Below are 17,302 nucleotides of genomic sequence, written 5' to 3'. Positions count from 1 at the left end.
TGGTTCATCCCTTGACGGCTCCCGCTGCGATGCCGCGCACGAACCAGCGGCCGGACACGAAGTAGACGGCGAGCGGCACCGCGGCGGTCAGCATGGTCGCCGCCATGTTGAGGTTGTAGGCCCGCACGCCGGTGGTGGAGTTGACCACGTTGTTGAGCTGCACCGTCATCGGCAGGTTCTCCCGGCCGGCGAAGACCAGGCCGAGGATGAAGTCGTTCCAGATGTTGGTGATCTGCAGGATCGCGGCGACGATCAGGATCGGCGTCGACATCGGCAGCATGACGCTCCAGAAGATCCGCCAGAAGCCGCCGCCGTCGACCCGCGCGGCGTTGAACAGTTCCAGCGGCAGGCCGGCATAGAAGTTGCGGAAGATCAGCGTCATGATCGGCAGGCCGAAGATGACGTGCACGGACACGATGCATCCGAGCGTGTTGTAGATGCCGAGGGTCGAGAAGGCCCGGACCATCGGATAGATGAAGATCTGATAGGGCAGGAAGGCACCGAGCAGGAGGATCGCGAAGAGGAGGTCGGCGCCGCGCACCCGCCAGAAGGACAGGGCGTAGCCGAGGATCGCCCCGGCGCCGATCGACAGCACCGTGCTCGGCAAGGTGATCGCGACGGAGTTCCAGAAGCCGACGCTGATGCCGCGGCAGTTGAGGCCGGTGCAGGCGCCGGACCAGGCCTTGATCCAGGCGGAGAGGTCGAAGCCGTGCGGCAGGGCGAAGATCGAGCCCTGGCGGATCTCGTCCATCGTCTTCAGCGAGGTCAGGATCATGATCACGGCGGGCAGCAGGAAGAAGGCCGCCGCGACCACGAGGAAGGCGTAGAGGCCGACCCGGCCGACGGTCAGCCGGGGCGGCCGCCGGCCGCGCGGGCCCGACTGCTCCCGGGTCGGATCGGAGAAGCGCGCTGCGGCCGGCAGAGCCTCGGCGGGCGTCGCATCAAGCGTCATGCGGTCCCCCTGGCGCGCGCCTTGCGGAAATATTCGGCGTAGATCCACGGCACGAGAACCGCGGCCACGGTGATCAGCATGACGGTGGCGGCAGCCGTCGCGAGGCCGATGTTCTGTCGCAGGAAGAGGTTGTCCATGATGAACTTCGCCGGCAGTTCCGTCGCGATGCCCGGCCCGCCATTGGTCAGCGCGACGACGAGGTCGTAGGCCTTGATGACGCTGATCGCGAGCAGCACGACCGCGGTGACGATCAGCGGCCGCAGCATCGGGACGATGACGAAGAGATAGACCCGCCAGGGCGGAATGCCGTCGACCCGCGACGCCTTCCAGATCTCCGGGTCGATGCCGCGCAGGCCCGCCAGCATCAGCGCCATGACGAGGCCGGAGGCCTGCCACAGGCCGGCCAGCACCAGGGCGTAGAGCGCCATGTCCCGGTCCACCACCCAGTCGAAGCGGAAGCTGGTGAAACCCCAGTCGTGGACGGCCTTCTGGATGCCGAGGGTCGGGTTCATCAGCCACTGCCAGATCAGCCCGGTGACGATGAAGGACATGGCGTAGGGATAGAGGAAGATCGTGCGCAGCGTGTTCTCGAAGCGCACATGCTGGTCGAGCGCGGCGGCGAGCAGGAAGCCGATGACCAGGCAGCCGCCGACGAACAGGACGCCGAAGATCGCGACGTTCTCCAGCGAGACGATCCACCGCGTGCTGGCGAACAGCCGCTCGTATTGGGCAAAACCGACATAGCGGTCGACCGGCAAGAGCTTCGAGGCGGTGAAGGAGATCTGCACGGTCCAGAGCATGGCGCCGACATAGGCGGCGAGCACCACCGCCCAGAACGGCAGGAGCACGAGCGTGGCCATGCGCAAACGCGGGGCGCGCGTCCTCATCGGGCGACCTTTCGACGGGATGGCTGAGACGCCGGGCGGGGCGCCCGGCGACAGCGGCAGAGCGGACGGGCGTGCGTCAGCCGTACATCTGGAAGGCGTCGACGAAGCCGTTGACGACCGCGTCCGGCTTGGCGTCCGGATTGTTCCAGAACTGCGTCAGGACGTCGTCGACGGCGCCGACCAGGCTGGCGCTGATCAGGATGTCGAAGACCGGTACCTGGCGGTCCTTGTCGTGCAGGAGCTTCAGGCCCTTCTGCGCGCAGGCGTCGAACGAGCTGGTGTCGACGTCGCTGCGGATCGGCATCGATCCCTTGGCGCGGTTGAAGGCGATCTGCGCCTCCGGCGAGATCATCGTCTCGGCCAGAAGATCCTGGGCCTTCTTCTTGGCGGGGTCGTCGACCTTCGGGAAGACGAAGACGTCGCCGCCGACCATCAGCATCTTGTCGGCAAGGCCGATCGTGCAGCCATAGTCCTTGCCGGGCGTCTTGCCGGCATTGGTGAACTCGCCCTTCGCCCAGTCGCCCATCACCTGGATGGCGGCCTTGTCGGTGATCAGGAGGTTGGTCGCGTCGTTCCAGTTGCGGCCGGGCGAGCCGGCATCGACGAGACCGCGCAGCTTGCCGAACACCTCGACCGCCTTGCGGAAGCCGTCGGAGCGGACGGCCTTCTCGTCCTTGTCGCGGTAGACCTTCAGGTAGAGGTCCTTGCCGCCGACCGACAGGAGGATCGAGTTGAACAGGACGTGCTCCTGCCAGGGCTGCCCGCCGAGCGCCAGCGGCGTGAAGCCCGCCTGCTTGATCTTCTGCAGCGCCGGGATGAGATCGTCCCAGTTGTCCGGCAGCTTGTCGATGCCGGCCTTCGCCAGGACGTCCTTGGAATAGAAGGTCCAGTTCTGGCCGTGGACGTCGATCGGCAGGGCGTAGAGCTTGCCGTCGCGGCTCGCTGCAGCCACCAGGGACGGCGGCATCTTGTCCTTCCAGCCACCCTTCTCGGCGAGATCCTCGATCGGCCGGATCAGCCCCTGGCTGACGAGATCGTCGAACTGCTTGCCGGTGTTGAACTGCGCCGCCGTCGGCGGATTGCCGCCGATCATGCGGTTGATCGCCGCCGCGCGGGAATTCTCGCCGCCGGCCGTCGCGTCGTCGACCCACACGCCGCCGGCCTTCTGATAGGCCTGCGCGAAGGTCTTGATCGCCGCGGCCTCGCCACCGGAGGTCCACCAGTGCATGACCTCGGCTTTGGGCTTGTCCTGTGCCAGGCCGGGGCCTGCCATCAGGCAGAGCGCGGTCCCCGCAAGAATTGCTTGCATGAACGTCTTCATGATTTCCTCCACGATCGGATCTTGGCGATCTCTGTAATCGATTACATGGATGGTACGACAGAAGGTAATCGATTACAAGACCCTTCAACCTGCCATCGTGCCGAAAGTCGTGAGAGATGAACCAGATCAGGCGCTTGCCCCGAATCGGCGATGTCGCCGAGGCGGCGGGCGTGTCCGTTGCGACCGTCAGCCGCGCCCTCTCTGCGCCCGAGAAGCTGCGCGAGGAAACCCGCGCCCGCGTCATGGAAGCTGTCAAGACGCTCGGCTACACGCCGAACTCCGTCGCCCGGCAGCTGCGGGCGGGCAATTCGCAGCTCGTCCTGGTGATCGTGCCGCGGCGTTCGAACCCGCCGTTCTTCTCGGAAGTGCTGCACGGCATCGACGTCACGCTCGCCGAGGCGGGCTACGTGCTGATCACCGGCTATATGGAAGGCGTCGACCGCGACCTCAGGCTGATCGAGCTTGCGACCTCGGGCCATCTCGCGGGCCTGCTGACGACGTCCGGGCAGCTCCCGCAGGTCGCCGGCCGCTCGATCCTCGACGCCGGCCTGCCGGCTGTCGCGATCTGCGCCGACCCTCAGGTGCCCGGCCTGCCGCCGGTCCTCCTCGACGACGTCGGCGCGGCCAGGATGCAGGTGGAGCATCTCCTGGACCTCGGGCATCGGCGGATCTTCTATCTCTCCGGGCCGACCGGCAACTACAACGAGACGATGCGCCATCGCGGCATCGTCGACGCCATGCGCGATGCGGGGCTGGGCGAAGACGCGCTGGTGGAGCATCCGGGCGATTACGTCTTTTCCGGCGGCGTCGCCGGAGCGAAGGCCTATCTCGGCCTCGCGGACCGGCCGACGGGCGTGATCTGCGGCAATGACGAGAGCGCCATCGCCTTCGTGAAGACGGTGAGGAGCGCCGGCGTGAAAGTGCCGGGCGACCTGTCGGTGGTCGGCTTCGACGGCATCGAATTCGCGGACTACTGCGAGCCGACGCTGACGACGATCGCCCAGCCACGCTTCGAACTCGGCGCCGCCGGGGCGAAGCTGCTCGTCGACCTCCTTGCGGGCGGCCGGCTCACCGATCTCCTCGGCGGGCGCGACCGGATGCTGATGCAGGGGCGCTTGCTGGTGCGCGACAGCACCGCCGCGCCGCGCTAGCGTCGCCGCGGGAAAGGGCGCTGCCGCTTCGCGGGACGTCGCCTGCGCGTAGACGGCCTGTCTTCCGTCGCCCGCGTCGACCGGCCCGGCCCGGCACCGTACATGAAAGGCGGCCGTTCGGCCGCGGACAGGGCTGCAACGGCGAATTCCTGTCCGGGACGTCGGACCGGCGTCCGGCTCGGCTGGCGGTGGCGGGCGGGGCGAAATTGCCCCGCGTGTCGCGGTAGCGCCGCCGATATTTCGAACCCGCATGTCCGACGCGCCGTGCCCCTGCCGGCAAGACCATCTGCAAAGGATCGCCCCATGAAGAAGATCGGCTTTCTCTCCTTCGGCCACTGGTCGCCCTCGCCGAACTCGGGCACCCGTTCGGCCGGCGACGCGCTGCTGCAGTCGATCGACCTCGCCGTCGCGGCCGAGGAACTCGGCGCCGACGGCGCCTATTTCCGCGTCCACCACTTCGCCCGCCAGCTCGCCTCGCCCTTTCCGCTGCTCGCCGCGGTCGGTGCGAAGACGCGCCGCATCGAGATCGGCACCGGCGTCATCGACATGCGCTACGAGAACCCGCTCTACATGGCCGAGGACGCCGGCGCCGCCGACCTCATCTCCGGCGGACGGCTGCAGCTCGGCATCTCGCGCGGCTCGCCCGAGCAGGTGATCGAAGGCTGGCGCTATTTCGGCTATCAGCCGCAGGAGGGGCAGAGCGACGCCGACATGGGGCGCCGCCATGCCGAGGTCTTCCTCGACGTCCTCAAGGGGGAGGGCTTCGCTCAGCCGAACCCGCGCCCGATGTTCCCGAACCCGCCGGGCCTGCTGCGCCTCGAGCCGCATTCCGAGGGGCTGCGGGAGCGCATCTGGTGGGGCTCCGGCGCCAATGCGACGGCAGCCTGGGCAGCAAAGCTCGGCATGAACCTGCAGAGCTCGACCCTGAAGGAGGACGAGACCGGCGAGCCCTTCCACGTCCAGCAGGCGCGGCAGATCCGGCACTACCGGGAGGCCTGGAAGGCGGCGGGACACGCCCGCGAGCCGCGCGTGTCGGTCTCGCGCTCGATCTTCGCGCTGGTGAATGATGAGGACCGGGCCTATTTCGGCCGCGGCAAGGACAGCGACCAGATCGGCGTCATCGACAACATGCGGGCGATCTTCGGCCGCTCCTACGCTGCCGAGCCCGACCGGCTGGTCGAGGAGCTGAAGCGCGACGAGGCGATCGCGGAAGCCGACACGCTGCTCCTCACCGTGCCGAACCAGCTGGGCGTCGCCTACAACGCCCATGTCATCGAAGCCATCCTGACGCATGTCGCGCCGGCCCTCGGTTGGCGCTGACGCGGCGATGACGGCAGGCCGGATCGCTGCGTCCGGCATCTCCGCCCGGCCCTGCGGCCGGGCAGGAGCTTCTGGACTGGCCGTTGCCTGTGAGCCGGCCGCGGCAGCCGCCGGCCAGTACTTGCAGGAGGTCGGCGTCTAGGAGCGCGAAACCGTCAGCGATACGCTGCCGCGGTTGTTCGCATAGGTCTGCCAGGTGTCGTTGGCATAGCAGTAGAGATAGCCGGATCGTTTCGGGGTGACGGTCGTGCCGGTGCCGATCAAAAAGGCCTCGTGCTCGACTTCGGTCCCGTCCTCCTCTGTGTAGCCGTTGGCGACGACGCCGATGAGCGCGAACCAGCGTTCGTCGTCGTTTCGGCGGGTCCACCAGACCTCTGCGCTCTGATTGCCGGTCACGCTCCGATACGCCTTTTCGAGATAGCTCAACCCGGCCGAAGCGAGATGCACGGCCTCGCGGAGCTCGAACCTGCCATCGTCCAACCCGTCCGGTCCGCACTTCATCGAGCCGTCGACCCACTGGCCCGTCGCCGAGAATTTGTAGCCCTGACCGGCCCTGAGATAGATGCCGGTGTCGTTCCAGGTCTGCCGCGCGAAGATGTCGACCTTTCGCCCGCTCGGCGTCTGCAGGGAATCCGTCGGCCAGTAGGGGTGTTGGGTCAGCGGCGGGTCCTGCTGGCGCCTCAGCGCGCTTTCGTGGAGGACGCCGGCCTCACGTGACGCTTCGCTGATTTCCGGCGTGCTGCGCGGCCGGGTCTCGAGCGACTTGAAGACGCCGGTGAGGGAATCGTGGAGGACGCCGAGAGGATCGGGCGCGATCTGAGGCTTAGCGTTGCCCCGGATCGCCAGACCCTGTGCCTCGGCCTCGCCGATCATCCAGAGGAGCGCGCCGTCCGACAGGCCGGTGCGGCTGTAGCCGCCGCCGACATCCGAATGAACCCCCGGAAACCACACCTGCCGGGCGTCCGCGTGGCTGTCGACGTTCGACCACAGCGCCGGCCGGAAACTCGATCGGATCTCGTCAAGTGCCACGGCATGGCGTGCATGAAGCACCTGGCTGTTCAGCCTGGTGTCGTGGAACTGGTACTTCCGGGGACTGTCGAGGAGGTTCAGGAGGGCGAGGTCGTCGGGAATGCCGAGCGCACCGACGGTGTCCCAGACGCCGAGGAAATGGATCGGCACCGCGCCGGGGCCATCGCCGTGGTAGGTTCCCTGGAGATTGTTCGGGGCCTGCTTGTTGCGATAGGCATCGAAGACTTTGCGAACATCTCTCCAGGCAACGTCATGGTCGAGCGCCGGATCGCGGAGATCGAGCAGGCCGCATCGCGCGATCATGCCGGCGACGCTGCGCACGGTGTAGGCTCCGCGACTGAAGCCGATGAGGTAGATCCTGTCGTCCGGCTGGTATTCGACGCACAGCCAGCGGTAGGCGCTCATGATGTTCTGGTCGAGGCCCTCCCCGGTGCCGCCGCCGACGAGGCGATCGACAAGACCGCCGTCTGTTCCGACGCCGGGATGGTAGTATTTCTTCTGGGCCGCGCCGTCGGCGTCGGTCTCCGCCAGCGCGTTGTACATGCGCACGACATTTGTCGGAGCAGGCACGCCCTGATCGAGATCGTCCGGCGTGTTCCAGGTTCCATCGCAGAAGACGGCAAGGTTGGTCATCGCCATCGGACCTCGGTCGGTTCAGATGGCGACGATTTATATTCCCTTAGGGAAAATCCGGCAAGATTTCTCGCGCTGCAGATGTATTGCAGGTGCAGGACGGGCGGGCCATCCCTTTCCGGGATTGCGGGAAGCGGGCGTCGCCGAGGTGGTTTTTCCGGCTTCGGCGGACCGCCCGCCGTCTCAGAATTCCGCCCACGTCTCCTCGTCGGAGGCGACGGCGGCGGCGCGCACGGCACCCCAGGCGCCGCTCGCCTTCATCTGCACCACCGGCCGCGCCGCCGGCTTCTCCGCCTCGGACGATCCGCCGGTCGTCTTGAACTGCGCCACCAGCTCGACGAGTTCCTCGGTTTCCTTCGACAGAGTCTGGCTGGCGGCCGTCGCCTGTTCCACCATCGCGGCGTTCTGCTGCGTGACCTTGTCCATCTGGTCGGCGGCCGCGGCGACCTCGCGCAGATTGGTCGCTTGCTCGCCGGTGCTTTCGGCGATCCGGGCGATGATCTCGGCCGTCTCGCCGACCCGTGCGACGATGTCCTGCAGCGACTGGCCCGAGGCGGTGACCCGGTCGACGCCGGTCGCCACTTCGTGGCGCGAGGCGCTGATCAGTTCCTTGATCTCCTTGGCGGCTTCCGCCGAGCGCTGGGCGAGGCCCCGCACCTCCTGGGCGACGACGGCAAAGCCCTTGCCGGCTTCGCCCGCACGGGCCGCCTCCACCCCGGCGTTGAGCGCCAGGAGGTTGGTCTGGAAGGCGATCTCGTCGATCACCGAGATGATCTGGTTGATCTCCTCGGAGGACTTCTCGATCCGCCCCATCGCCGCGACGGCCTCGGCGACGATCGTGCCGCCCTTTTCGGCGTCACGGCGCGCCTCGCTCGCCGAGGCTTGGGCGCGGCCGGCGCCCGCCGCCGTCTCGTTGACCGCGCTGGTGATCTCGGAGAGCGCTGCGACGGTCTCCTCGATGGAGGCGGCCTGCTGCTCGGTGCGGTGGGCGAGGTCGCCGGAGGCGGTGTTGATCTCGGACAGGCCGATGCGGATCTGGCCGGTGGCGGTGACCACCTGTCCGATCGCGTTCTCCAGCTTCACGACGCTGTCGTTGAACTTGGCGCGGATCGGCTCGAATTCCGGCGCGACGGTCTGCGACATGCGCACCGTCAGGTCGCCGCCGGACAGTCGGTCGAAGCCCGCCTCCACGAGGCCGACGAAGGCCCGGAGGTCCTCGGCCTTGGCGTTGTCGAGGGCTGCCTGCCGCGACTTTGCCGCTTCCTGGTCGATGCGGGCGGCCTCGGCCTCGGCTTCGAGCCGGTCCTTCTCGATGGCGGCCTGCTTGAAGGTCTCGACCGCGCCGGCCATCCGGCCGACCTCGTCGCGGCGGCCCATCGCCGGAATGCTCACCGTCTTGTCGCCGTCGGCGAGGCGCCGCATGGCTGCGGTCATGGCCATCAGCGGGCGCGCGATCGAGCGCGACAACAGGAAGCCCATCAGCGCCGCGATGAGCAGCGCAAGGCCGCCGCCGGCGAGCAGCGTCAGCGTCGCGGAGGTGCTGGCAGTGCGGCGCTCGGCGATCCGCTCGTCGATGAGCGCGCGTTCGGTCTTGTTGATCGCGGCGAGAATGGTCTGTGCGTCGGTGAGCGGCACCTGTCCCAGCATGCCGGCGGACAGTTCGCGGGTCGCCGGATCGCCGGCGAGCTGGATGCGCAGGTCGGCCGAGTTGGTCTGCCAGTTCTCGATCTGGTTCTTCAGCTCGACGATGCGGTCCTTCTGTTCCTTCGAGACGGTGTTCTGCTGGAAGGCCTGGAATTCCTTGTCGAAGGCCGCCTTGGCGTCCTTATACTGCTGGAGATAGGCATCATCCGGCTTGAGCATGTAGCCGCGCACGGCGCTCTGCTGCTGGTAGACAGACTGCATCATCCGGGCGAGGCCGAGATTGAGCTCGAAGCTCTGGTCGTTGCCGTCCGAGCTCCGGTTGATCGCCTTGAGGGATCCATAGAGCAGGGCATTGGCCAGGAGCGATGTGGCGATGACGGCCACGAACGCCAGAATCAGCTTTCTGGATGTCGCAAGATCGTTCCAACGCATGTGGAGGGCGTCCCTTCCCGATAAACCGGGGAGACTTATGAAGGTCGTTCTCTTAAAAAAGATGCCATACCCCACGGGAAAATCCCTCACGGGTAGCGGAAGAGCGTCAGGAATGCGATCTCATTGCAGGCTTCTTCCGATGCCATTGACTCTGCCGATCCGCTCTGGAATCTATCGGAACAAATAGCGAACAATTCCGGTTCGGATGCGATGACGGCCCCGCAATAGGTGCGGCCGAAGGAGCTTGGCATGGCTGCACGATCCTTGTTGCCGACATCTGATACGCCCCGACGCTCCGGACATTCTGCGGCGTGGGAGGGGCGAGACCATAGGAATCGAACCCTTGCGGATCTGCGCGCACAAATTGCCGCCATCGAGGGCGAGCCGGCCTGCCGGCTGGAGATGCCGCATCGCGATGCTGCGGCACCCGCCGCGGCGCAGGATTCGGCAGAGGCGGGCCGGCGCGCGGCAGCCGGTCCTCTCCAGAGCGGGGATGGGCGATCCGGGACGGGTCCGTCGCAGGATCTGAGGCCTTCCGAGGCCGCTGTGCCGAAACTGCGGCAGGGAGCCTTGCGGCGGATCTCGCTCGGCTCGGCGGAGGCGGACGCCGCGCTCGGCGGAGGGCTGCCGGCCCGCGGTCTGACCGAGATCCATCTCGACGAGGCGCGCGACGGCGGCACGCTCGCCGGCTTCGCCTTGGGCCTCGCGATCCGCCTCGGCGCTGCGCGGGCCCGCCCGCTCCTGTGGATCGCCGACGGCGCCGCCTTCGCCGAGGCGGGGCTGCCCTACGGGCCGGGGCTGGCGGGCTTCGGCCTCGACCCTGCGGCGCTCGTCCTGGTGCGGGCGCGGCGCCTTGCCGACGCCGCCTGGGCGGCGGAGGAGGCGGCGGCCTGCGCGGCGCTCGCGGCGGCGATCCTCGAGGTGCGCGGCAATCCCGCGCGGCTCGAACTCGAAGGCACGCGCCGGCTGCATCTTCGGGCCCGCGAGGCCGGCGTGCCGCTCCTGCTCCTGCGCCAGAGTGCGCGCCCACAGGCGACCGCGGCGCCGATGCGGCTGCGCATCCGGCCGGGTCCGGCCGCGCCGGTCGAGGATCTTCCCGGTGCGGCCCGGCTGATCGGCCGCCCGGTCTTCGACGTCGCGGTGGAGAAGTCCCGCGACGGCCGTCCGCAGAACTGTCGTCTGGAGTGGAACAGCGATGAGCGACGTTTCGGTCTCGTCCGCCCGGCCCGTGCCGAGCCGCTATCTCGCCGTCCACCTGCCGCGTCTGTCGACGGACCGGATCCGGCGCGAGATGCTGGGCCGGTCCTGGCGCTGCGCCGCGCCTCCTGAGCCCGCCGGGGCGGTGGAGGGCGGTAACGGTCTGGCGGAAGCCGGGGCCGGCTTTGCCGCAGCCTTCGCGCCGCCGAACCGGGCGCGCTACGAGCCGTGCGGCGGCGGTGGTTCGGGCGGTCCGCCCGCCGGCCAGCCGTCGCAGGTGGCGCCGCTGGCGCTCTATGAAAGCCTCGGCGGAGCGAACCGCATCGCCGCCCTCTGCGAGCAGGCGGAGGCGGCGGGGCTTGCCTGCGGCACCGGCCTTGCCGAGGCGAAGGCGCGCTTTCCCCATCTCGACACCCGCCCGAGCGAGCCGGATGCCGACCGGCGGCTGCTGGAGGCGATCGCCGACTGGTGCGACCGCTACACGCCGCTCGTCGCGCTCGACCTGCCGGACGGGCTCGTCCTCGACATTTCCGGCTGCGCGCATCTCTTCGGCGGCGAGGCGGCGCTGATGGACGATCTCCTCGCGCGCCTGTTCCATCAGGGTTTTGCCGCCGCCGCCGCGCTGGCGAGCGAGGCGGGGACGGCGATGGCGCTGGTGCGCGGGCCGCAGCGGACGGCGGCCGAGCGCATCGTGCCGGCCGGCAAGGAGGAGCGGGCGGTGGCGCGGCTGCCCGTGCGCGCGCTGCGGCTCGAAGCTGAGATGGCCGCCATGCTGGACAGGCTCGGGCTGAAGAGCGTCGGCGCGGTGCTCGCCCTGCCGCGGGCGGGGCTCGCCCGGCGGTTCGGCAAGCATCTCGTCCTCAGGCTCGACGAGGCGTCGGGCCGGGCGCGCCGGCCGATCAGCCCGCGCCGCCCGGTGCCGGACCTTGCCGCCGAGCGCCGGCTGTTCGAGCCGATCAGCCTGATCGAGGACATCGAGCGCGTGCTCCTCCTCCTCGCGGCCCGGCTGGAGACCGATCTCGAGAAGCGTGGGGCGGGGGCGCGCCGGCTGGAACTCTCGCTGTTCCGGGTCGACGGCGTGGTGAGCCGGATCCTTGCCGGCACGGCGCGACCGCTGCGCCGGCCGGAGCGCATCGGCCGGCTGTTCCGCGAGCGGCTGAAGAGCGTCGGCGACGAACTCGACGCCGGCTTCGGGTACGACCTCGTCAAGCTCGCCGCCTTCGCGCTGGAGCCGATGCCGGACGTCCAGACCGACCTCTCCGGCGAGGACGACGCGGCGGACGCCTTCATCGGCCTCGTCGACCGGCTCGGCGCCCGGCTCGGCCGCGCCCAGGTGCTGAAAGTCGCATCCGTCGAGAGCCATCGGCCGGAGCGGGTCGAATGCTGGCGCCCGGTCGGCATGGATGCGGCGCGAGAGAGCGCGCGCGGGGCGGCCGCGGCGGCCTTTGCGCCGGCCGCCTTCGCGCCGCGGCCGGTGCGGCTTCTCGCCGTGCCCGAGCGGGTCGAGGCGAGCTTCGTCGTGCCGGACGGCGCGCCGATTTCCTTTCGCTGGCGCCGCGCGCTCTACCGCGTGCGCCGGGCCGAAGGGCCGGAACGCATCGGCGCAGACTGGTGGCGCGACCCCGGGGCGGCGATGCGCGACTATTTCCGCGTCGAGGACGAGGAGGGCCGGCGCTACTGGCTGTTTCGCGAGGGCCGCTCTGATCCCGATCTCGATCCCGAACTGCAGCTCCCGAACCCGCAGCCGAGCTGGTATCTGCACGGGGTCTTCGCATGAGGACCGCTCCCGCTTCGCCGCGCTTTCCCGAGATCGGCGTCGCCAGCTGTTTCTCCTTCCTGCGCGGCGCTTCGCAGCCGGAGGAGCTGGTCGTCACCGCGCACCGGCTGGGGCTTGCCGGCATCGGCCTTGCCGACCGCAACACGCTCGCCGGCGTGGTGCGCGCCTATCAGGCGGCGGAGGAGGCGGGTCTCGCCTTCGCGCCGGGCGCGCGGCTGGTGTTCGCCGACGCGACGCCGGACGTCCTCGCCTATCCCCGCGACCGCGCCGGCTGGGGGCGGCTCTGCCGGCTCCTCAGCCGCGGCAATCTGCGGACCGAAAAGGGCGACTGCCGGCTGTTTCTCGACGACCTTCTGGAATGGGGCGAGGGGCTGAATCTGGCCGTCCTCGCGCCGCCGGCGCTGGGGGCGGGCGAGGGGGATGGCGTGGCCGGGCTCGAAGCGGGGCTGGCGGCGACGCTGCAGTCGCTGCAGGACGCCTTTCCCGGCCGTGTCCGCCTCGCCGCGGCGCCGGCCTATGACGGGCGCGACCAGCGGCGGCTGGCGCGGGCGGCGCGGCTCGCCCGGCGCTGCCGCACGCCCTTGCTTGCGACCAACGACGCCTTCTATCACGCGCCGGCGCGCCGCCGGCTGCAGGACGTCATGACCGCGATCCGCGAGCACGTGCCGCTGGAGGCGGCCGGGCACCGCCTGTCGCCGAACGCCGAGCGCTTCCTGAAGCCGGCCGAGGAGATGGCGCGGCTGTTCTCCGCCCATCCCGAGGCGATCGAGGCCGCCGACCGGTTCTTTGCCGAACTCGCCTTCGATCTGAAATCGCTGCGCTACGAATATCCGACCGAAGAGCTGAAGCTCGGGTCAACGCCCGCCGAGGAATTGCGGCTGCTCGCCGAGGCGGGGGCCAGGTGGCGCTATCCGAACGGCGTGCCGGACAGCGTGAAGGCCACGATCGCGCACGAACTCGCGATCATCGGCGAGCTCGAATACGAGCCCTATTTCCTCACCGTCCACCATATCGTCGAGTTCGCCCGCTCGAAGGGCATCCTCTGCCAGGGCCGCGGCTCGGCGGCGAACTCCATCGTCTGCTACTGCATCGGCGTGACTGAGGTCTCGCCGGAGCGCGCGGGCCTGCTCTTCGAGCGCTTCATCTCGTCCGACCGGCGCGAGCCGCCGGACATCGACATCGACTTCGAGCACGAGCGCCGCGAGGAGGTGATCCAGTACATCTTCGAGCATTACGGGCGAAACAACGCCGCCCTCGCGGCGACCGTCATCACCTATCGCGCCCGTTCGGCGGCGCGCGAGGTCGGCAAAGCCTTCGGCCTGTCGGAGGATGCGGTCGCGGCGCTGTCCGGCTCGGTCTGGGGCTATTCCGCCTCCGACATGGGCGAGCGCGAGGCCGCCGCCGCGGGCCTCTCCACCGCCGATCCGACCACCGCCAACGTCCTGCACTATGCCGCCGAACTCGCCGGCTTTCCCCGCCACCTGTCGCAGCATGTCGGCGGCTTCGTCATCACGCGCGGCCGTATCGACGAGGTCGTGCCGATCCTCAACAGCGCCATGGAGGGGCGCACCATCGTCGAATGGGACAAGGACGACCTCGACGCGCTGGGGATCCTGAAGATCGACGTGCTGGCGCTCGGCATGCTGTCGTGCCTGCGCCGCGCCTTCGCGCTGCTCGGGGATCACTACGGGGAGCACGTGACGCTCGCGCAGCTCTCCGAGGCGCAGGACGACAGGGCGACCTACAAGATGACGCAGCGGGCCGACACGCTCGGCGTCTTCCAGATCGAGAGCCGGGCGCAGATGACCATGCTGCCGAAGCTGAAGCCCGAGAAGTTCTACGATCTCGTCATCGAGGTCGCGATCGTGCGCCCCGGGCCGATCCAGGGCGACATGGTGCATCCCTTCCTGCGCCGGAAGATGGGGCTGGAGCCGGAAACCTATCCGCGCGAGGAGCTGCGCGAGGTGCTCGGCCGCACGCTCGGCGTGCCGCTGTTCCAGGAACAGGCGATGCGCATCGCCATCGTCGCGGCGGGCTTCACGCCGAACGAGGCGGACCGCCTGCGCCGCGCCATGGCGACCTTCCGCCGGGTCGGCACCATCCATACCTTCCACAAGAAGATGGTCGAGGGCATGGTGGAGCGGGGCTATGAGCGGGAATTCGCCGAGCGCTGCTTCAAGCAGATCGAGGGCTTCGGCGAATACGGCTTTCCCGAAAGCCACGCCGCCTCCTTCGCGCTGCTGGTCTACGCCTCCTGCTGGCTGAAATGCCATTATCCCGACGTCTTCGCGGCAGCGCTCCTCAACGCCCAGCCGATGGGCTTCTACGCCCCGGCGCAGATCGTGCGCGACGCCCGCGAGCACGGCGTCGACGTCCGGCCCGTCGACGTCAACGCCTCGCAATGGGACCAGACGCTGGAGGAGGGCGGCTTCGACCCGGCGCGCATCAAGCCGCGGCACCTGGAGATGGCGCCCGAGATCCGCACGCGCTTTGCCGTGCGGCTCGGCTTTCGGCAGGTGAAGGGGCTCGCCGAGGCGGAGATGGCGGCGCTGATTTCGGCGCGGGGGGCGGGCTACGATTCCGTCCGCGACCTCTGGCTGCGCTCGGGCCTCAAGCGCTCCACCATTGAACGCCTCGCCGATGCCGACGCCTTCGCCTCGCTCGGCCTGACCCGCCGCGACGCGCTCTGGGCCTGCCGGGCGCTCGACCCCAACGGCGCAGCCGAGCGCCTGCCGCTGTTCGAGGGGGCGGCTGCGGCGGCGCGCGATCTGCAGGCCGAGCCGGACGCGCAGCTGCCGCCGATGCTGCCGGGCGAGGAGGTGATCAACGACTACCGCTTCCTGTCGCTGTCCCTGAAGGCGCACCCGGTCTCCTTCGTGCGCGGCCTGCTGGAGCGGCGGCGGATGATCCGGACCGAGGCGCTGGAGCGCCTGCGCTCGGGAACCCGCGTCACCGTCGCCGGTCTGGTGCTGATCCGCCAGCGGCCGGGCTCGGCGCGCGGGGTCATCTTCATGACCATCGAGGACGAGACGGGCGTTGCCAACATCATCGTCTGGCCGAAGATGTTCGAGCGCTTCCGTCCGCTGGTGCTCGGCGCCCGCTTCGTCGCGGTGACCGGACGCATGCAGTCCGACCACGGCGTCATCCATGTCGTCGCCGACCATCTGGAGGACCTGACGCCGATGCTCAGCCCCCTTGCCGCGGGCGAGGACTTCAGCGCCGGCGCGATCGCGCCCGGCGACCACGTGCGGGCGCCGCTGCGCCGGCCCTCCAACGCCCGGGTGCCGACGGTCTCGCAGGACGAGATCGCGCAGTCGCTGGAAGCCGCGGCCTCGCTCGGCGCGGCGCTGGCGCGGGCCGACGAGATCCGCCGCCCGGTGGACGAGGCCCGCAGCCTCGGCCGGCTGCTCGACCGGCAGAGGCGCATGGCCGCCGCCGCCAATCTCTCCGCTTCCGCACGACCCGCCGACGCGGCAATGCGCCAGGTTCTGCCCAAGGGGCGGAACTTCCAGTGAGTGCTCATCGCAGGGAAGCGTATGGCAACGGCCGCTCGGACGAAGACCGACGCCTGCACCTGCGGATTGGCCGGCCGTGCGGACGACGGCTTCAACCGGCGCGCCCGCGACCATAGATAGGCGGCGACGCCGCGCCGCGGCGGGCAAGGACAGGAACGGCGGGACCCATGCGCGCACCGACACTGGAAGACATCGAGACCCTGGCGGTCGAGGCCTACAAGGACCTGCCGGAGGAGTTCCGGGCGCTGTGCGGGGAGATCCGCTTCATCGTCGCCGACTTCGCCGAGGACGAGGTGCTGGACCATCTCGGCATCGAGGACCCGTTCGACCTCCTCGGCCTGTTCGAGGGCCGGCCGATCGGCGACCTGGGCGTGCCGATCACCGGCGCGATGACCAACCGCATCCTGCTCTACCGCCGGCCGATCATCGACTACTGGGCCGAGCACGAGGACACCCTGTCCGACATCGTCAAGCATGTGCTCGTCCACGAGATCGGCCACCACTTCGGCCTTTCCGACGCCGACATGGAGGCGCTGGAGGCCGAGGCCGACTGACGTTGCCGACCGCCGCCCACGGCGCCGCACGCATGCAGGGCCCGCTTGCGGCAGCCACCTGCCGTCCGCCGCGGCACGAGGCCACATTGCCGGCACCGGCGCATGCCGTCATCTGCCCGCAATCTTGCGATGATCTTGAGTCGGCACTCCGATGGGAGCCGGGATCGTCGGCGGAGGAAGGGTGCGGGCATGGACATTCTGGTCGCCGGGCTGATCGTCTTCCTCGGCTTGCATTCGCTGCGGATCTTCTTTGAAGGCGGCCGCGCCACAGCTCTGGCGCGCCTCGGCGAGGCCCGCTTCAAGGGCGCCTACTCCGTCCTCTCGCTGATCGGCCTCGTCCTTCTCGTCTACGGCTACGGCGTCGCGCGCGACAATGCGGTCGCGCTCTACGACCCGCCGACCGGCCTGCGCCACCTGACCCTGGCCCTCGTGCCGATCGCCTTCATCCTCGTCGCCTCCGCCTACGGCCCGATCGGCCACATCAAGGCGGCGGTCCGCCATCCGATGGTGCTCGGCGTCGCGCTCTGGGCCTTCGGCCACCTCCTGTCCAACGGGACCAGCGCCGACGTCGTCCTCTTCGGCGCCTCTTTCGTCTGGGCGCTCCTCGACTATGCGAGTTCGCTGAGGCGCACCGCCCGGGAGGGCACCGAGCCGGTGGCGAAAGGCGTTCGCGGCGATATCGGCGCGGTGGTGATCGGCCTCGTCCTTGCCGGCATCTTCGTCGGCGGACTGCACCGGTGGCTGTTCGGCGTCTCGCCTCTGCCGTGAGACCGCCGTCGTCTGCCCTTTCAACCGCGCGAAAAATCGTTAGAAGACGCGGGATGACTGGCGCGACGACCCATTGCCGGGGCGACGGCGCCGATTTTCCCGAGACGGTCGGCACGAGTTGA

General features: G+C 69.3%; 12 protein-coding genes. 7 read left to right on the top strand and 5 right to left on the bottom strand.

All coding sequences use genetic code 11. The features are described 5' to 3' along the window. Window positions 1–4: 4 nt before the first annotated feature. From AB5S17_RS18750 to AB5S17_RS18740, 3 genes are all read right to left on the bottom strand, one after another. Complete coding sequence (locus tag AB5S17_RS18750) at window positions 5–952, bottom strand: carbohydrate ABC transporter permease (RefSeq protein ID WP_369242218.1); 948 nt, start codon at window positions 950–952, stop codon at window positions 5–7. Continuing rightward, the gene (locus AB5S17_RS18745) at window positions 949–1,812 is read right to left on the bottom strand and encodes a carbohydrate ABC transporter permease (protein WP_369242216.1); all 864 of its coding nucleotides are present in this window, start codon (window positions 1,810–1,812) and stop codon (window positions 949–951) included. The genes AB5S17_RS18750 and AB5S17_RS18745 overlap by 4 nt, the downstream gene beginning before the upstream one ends. A 103-nt stretch (window positions 1,813–1,915) precedes the next feature. Next, window positions 1,916–3,160 (bottom strand): ABC transporter substrate-binding protein, encoded by a 1,245-nt coding sequence (locus tag AB5S17_RS18740; protein WP_369242214.1) that lies wholly within the window; start codon window positions 3,158–3,160, stop codon window positions 1,916–1,918. Between the two features lie 116 nt (window positions 3,161–3,276). Here AB5S17_RS18740 and AB5S17_RS18735 point away from each other — a divergent pair, with 116 nt between their 5' ends. Both AB5S17_RS18735 and AB5S17_RS18730 read left to right on the top strand, forming a co-directional pair. After that, window positions 3,277–4,311 (top strand): LacI family DNA-binding transcriptional regulator, encoded by a 1,035-nt coding sequence (locus AB5S17_RS18735; protein ID WP_369242212.1) that lies wholly within the window; start codon window positions 3,277–3,279, stop codon window positions 4,309–4,311. A gap of 303 nt (window positions 4,312–4,614) precedes the next feature. After that, entirely contained in the window at window positions 4,615–5,631 is a 1,017-nt protein-coding gene (locus AB5S17_RS18730; RefSeq protein ID WP_369242210.1) for an LLM class flavin-dependent oxidoreductase, read from the top strand. A 138-nt stretch (window positions 5,632–5,769) separates the two neighbouring features. On the opposite strand, the gene AB5S17_RS18725 is transcribed toward AB5S17_RS18730, so the two are convergent. Both AB5S17_RS18725 and AB5S17_RS18720 read right to left on the bottom strand, forming a co-directional pair. Further along, window positions 5,770–7,299 (bottom strand): DUF2235 domain-containing protein, encoded by a 1,530-nt coding sequence (locus AB5S17_RS18725; protein WP_369242208.1) that lies wholly within the window; start codon window positions 7,297–7,299, stop codon window positions 5,770–5,772. Window positions 7,300–7,476: 177 nt separating this feature from the next. Further along, window positions 7,477–9,369: a methyl-accepting chemotaxis protein gene (locus AB5S17_RS18720; protein ID WP_369242206.1), complete on the bottom strand. Its 1,893-nt coding sequence runs from the start codon at window positions 9,367–9,369 to the stop codon at window positions 7,477–7,479. Between the two features lie 546 nt (window positions 9,370–9,915). Between AB5S17_RS18720 and AB5S17_RS18715 the strand changes: the two genes are divergently transcribed. The 5 genes from AB5S17_RS18715 to AB5S17_RS18695 all read left to right on the top strand — a co-directional run bounded on the left by AB5S17_RS18715 (window position 9,916) and on the right by AB5S17_RS18695 (window position 17,180). Next, a complete protein-coding gene (locus tag AB5S17_RS18715; RefSeq protein ID WP_369242204.1) occupies window positions 9,916–10,698 on the top strand; it encodes an ImuA family protein in 783 nt (260 codons plus the stop codon). Beyond that, window positions 10,661–12,343 carry a DNA polymerase Y family protein gene (locus tag AB5S17_RS18710; RefSeq protein ID WP_369242368.1) on the top strand — a complete coding sequence of 561 codons (1,683 nt, stop codon included), beginning with the start codon at window positions 10,661–10,663 and terminating at the stop codon, window positions 12,341–12,343. The genes AB5S17_RS18715 and AB5S17_RS18710 overlap by 38 nt, the downstream gene beginning before the upstream one ends. Next, entirely contained in the window at window positions 12,340–15,858 is a 3,519-nt protein-coding gene (locus AB5S17_RS18705; RefSeq protein WP_369242202.1) for an error-prone DNA polymerase, read from the top strand. The genes AB5S17_RS18710 and AB5S17_RS18705 overlap by 4 nt, the downstream gene beginning before the upstream one ends. A gap of 167 nt (window positions 15,859–16,025) precedes the next feature. Next, window positions 16,026–16,412, top strand: coding sequence for a metallopeptidase family protein (locus AB5S17_RS18700; protein WP_369242200.1), 387 nt, complete (start codon window positions 16,026–16,028; stop codon window positions 16,410–16,412). 189 nt (window positions 16,413–16,601) lie between these two features. Further along, window positions 16,602–17,180: an NnrU family protein gene (locus tag AB5S17_RS18695; RefSeq protein ID WP_369242198.1), complete on the top strand. Its 579-nt coding sequence runs from the start codon at window positions 16,602–16,604 to the stop codon at window positions 17,178–17,180. The last annotated feature ends 122 nt before the right edge of the window (window positions 17,181–17,302 follow it).

The sequence above is a fragment of the Jiella sp. M17.18 genome, from assembly GCF_041027365.1.
Taxonomy (GTDB): Bacteria; Pseudomonadota; Alphaproteobacteria; order Rhizobiales; family Rhizobiaceae; genus VKMB-3413.
The sequence above is the reverse complement of the archived record's forward strand: the minus strand, read 5'-3'. Positions and strand labels throughout refer to the sequence as shown.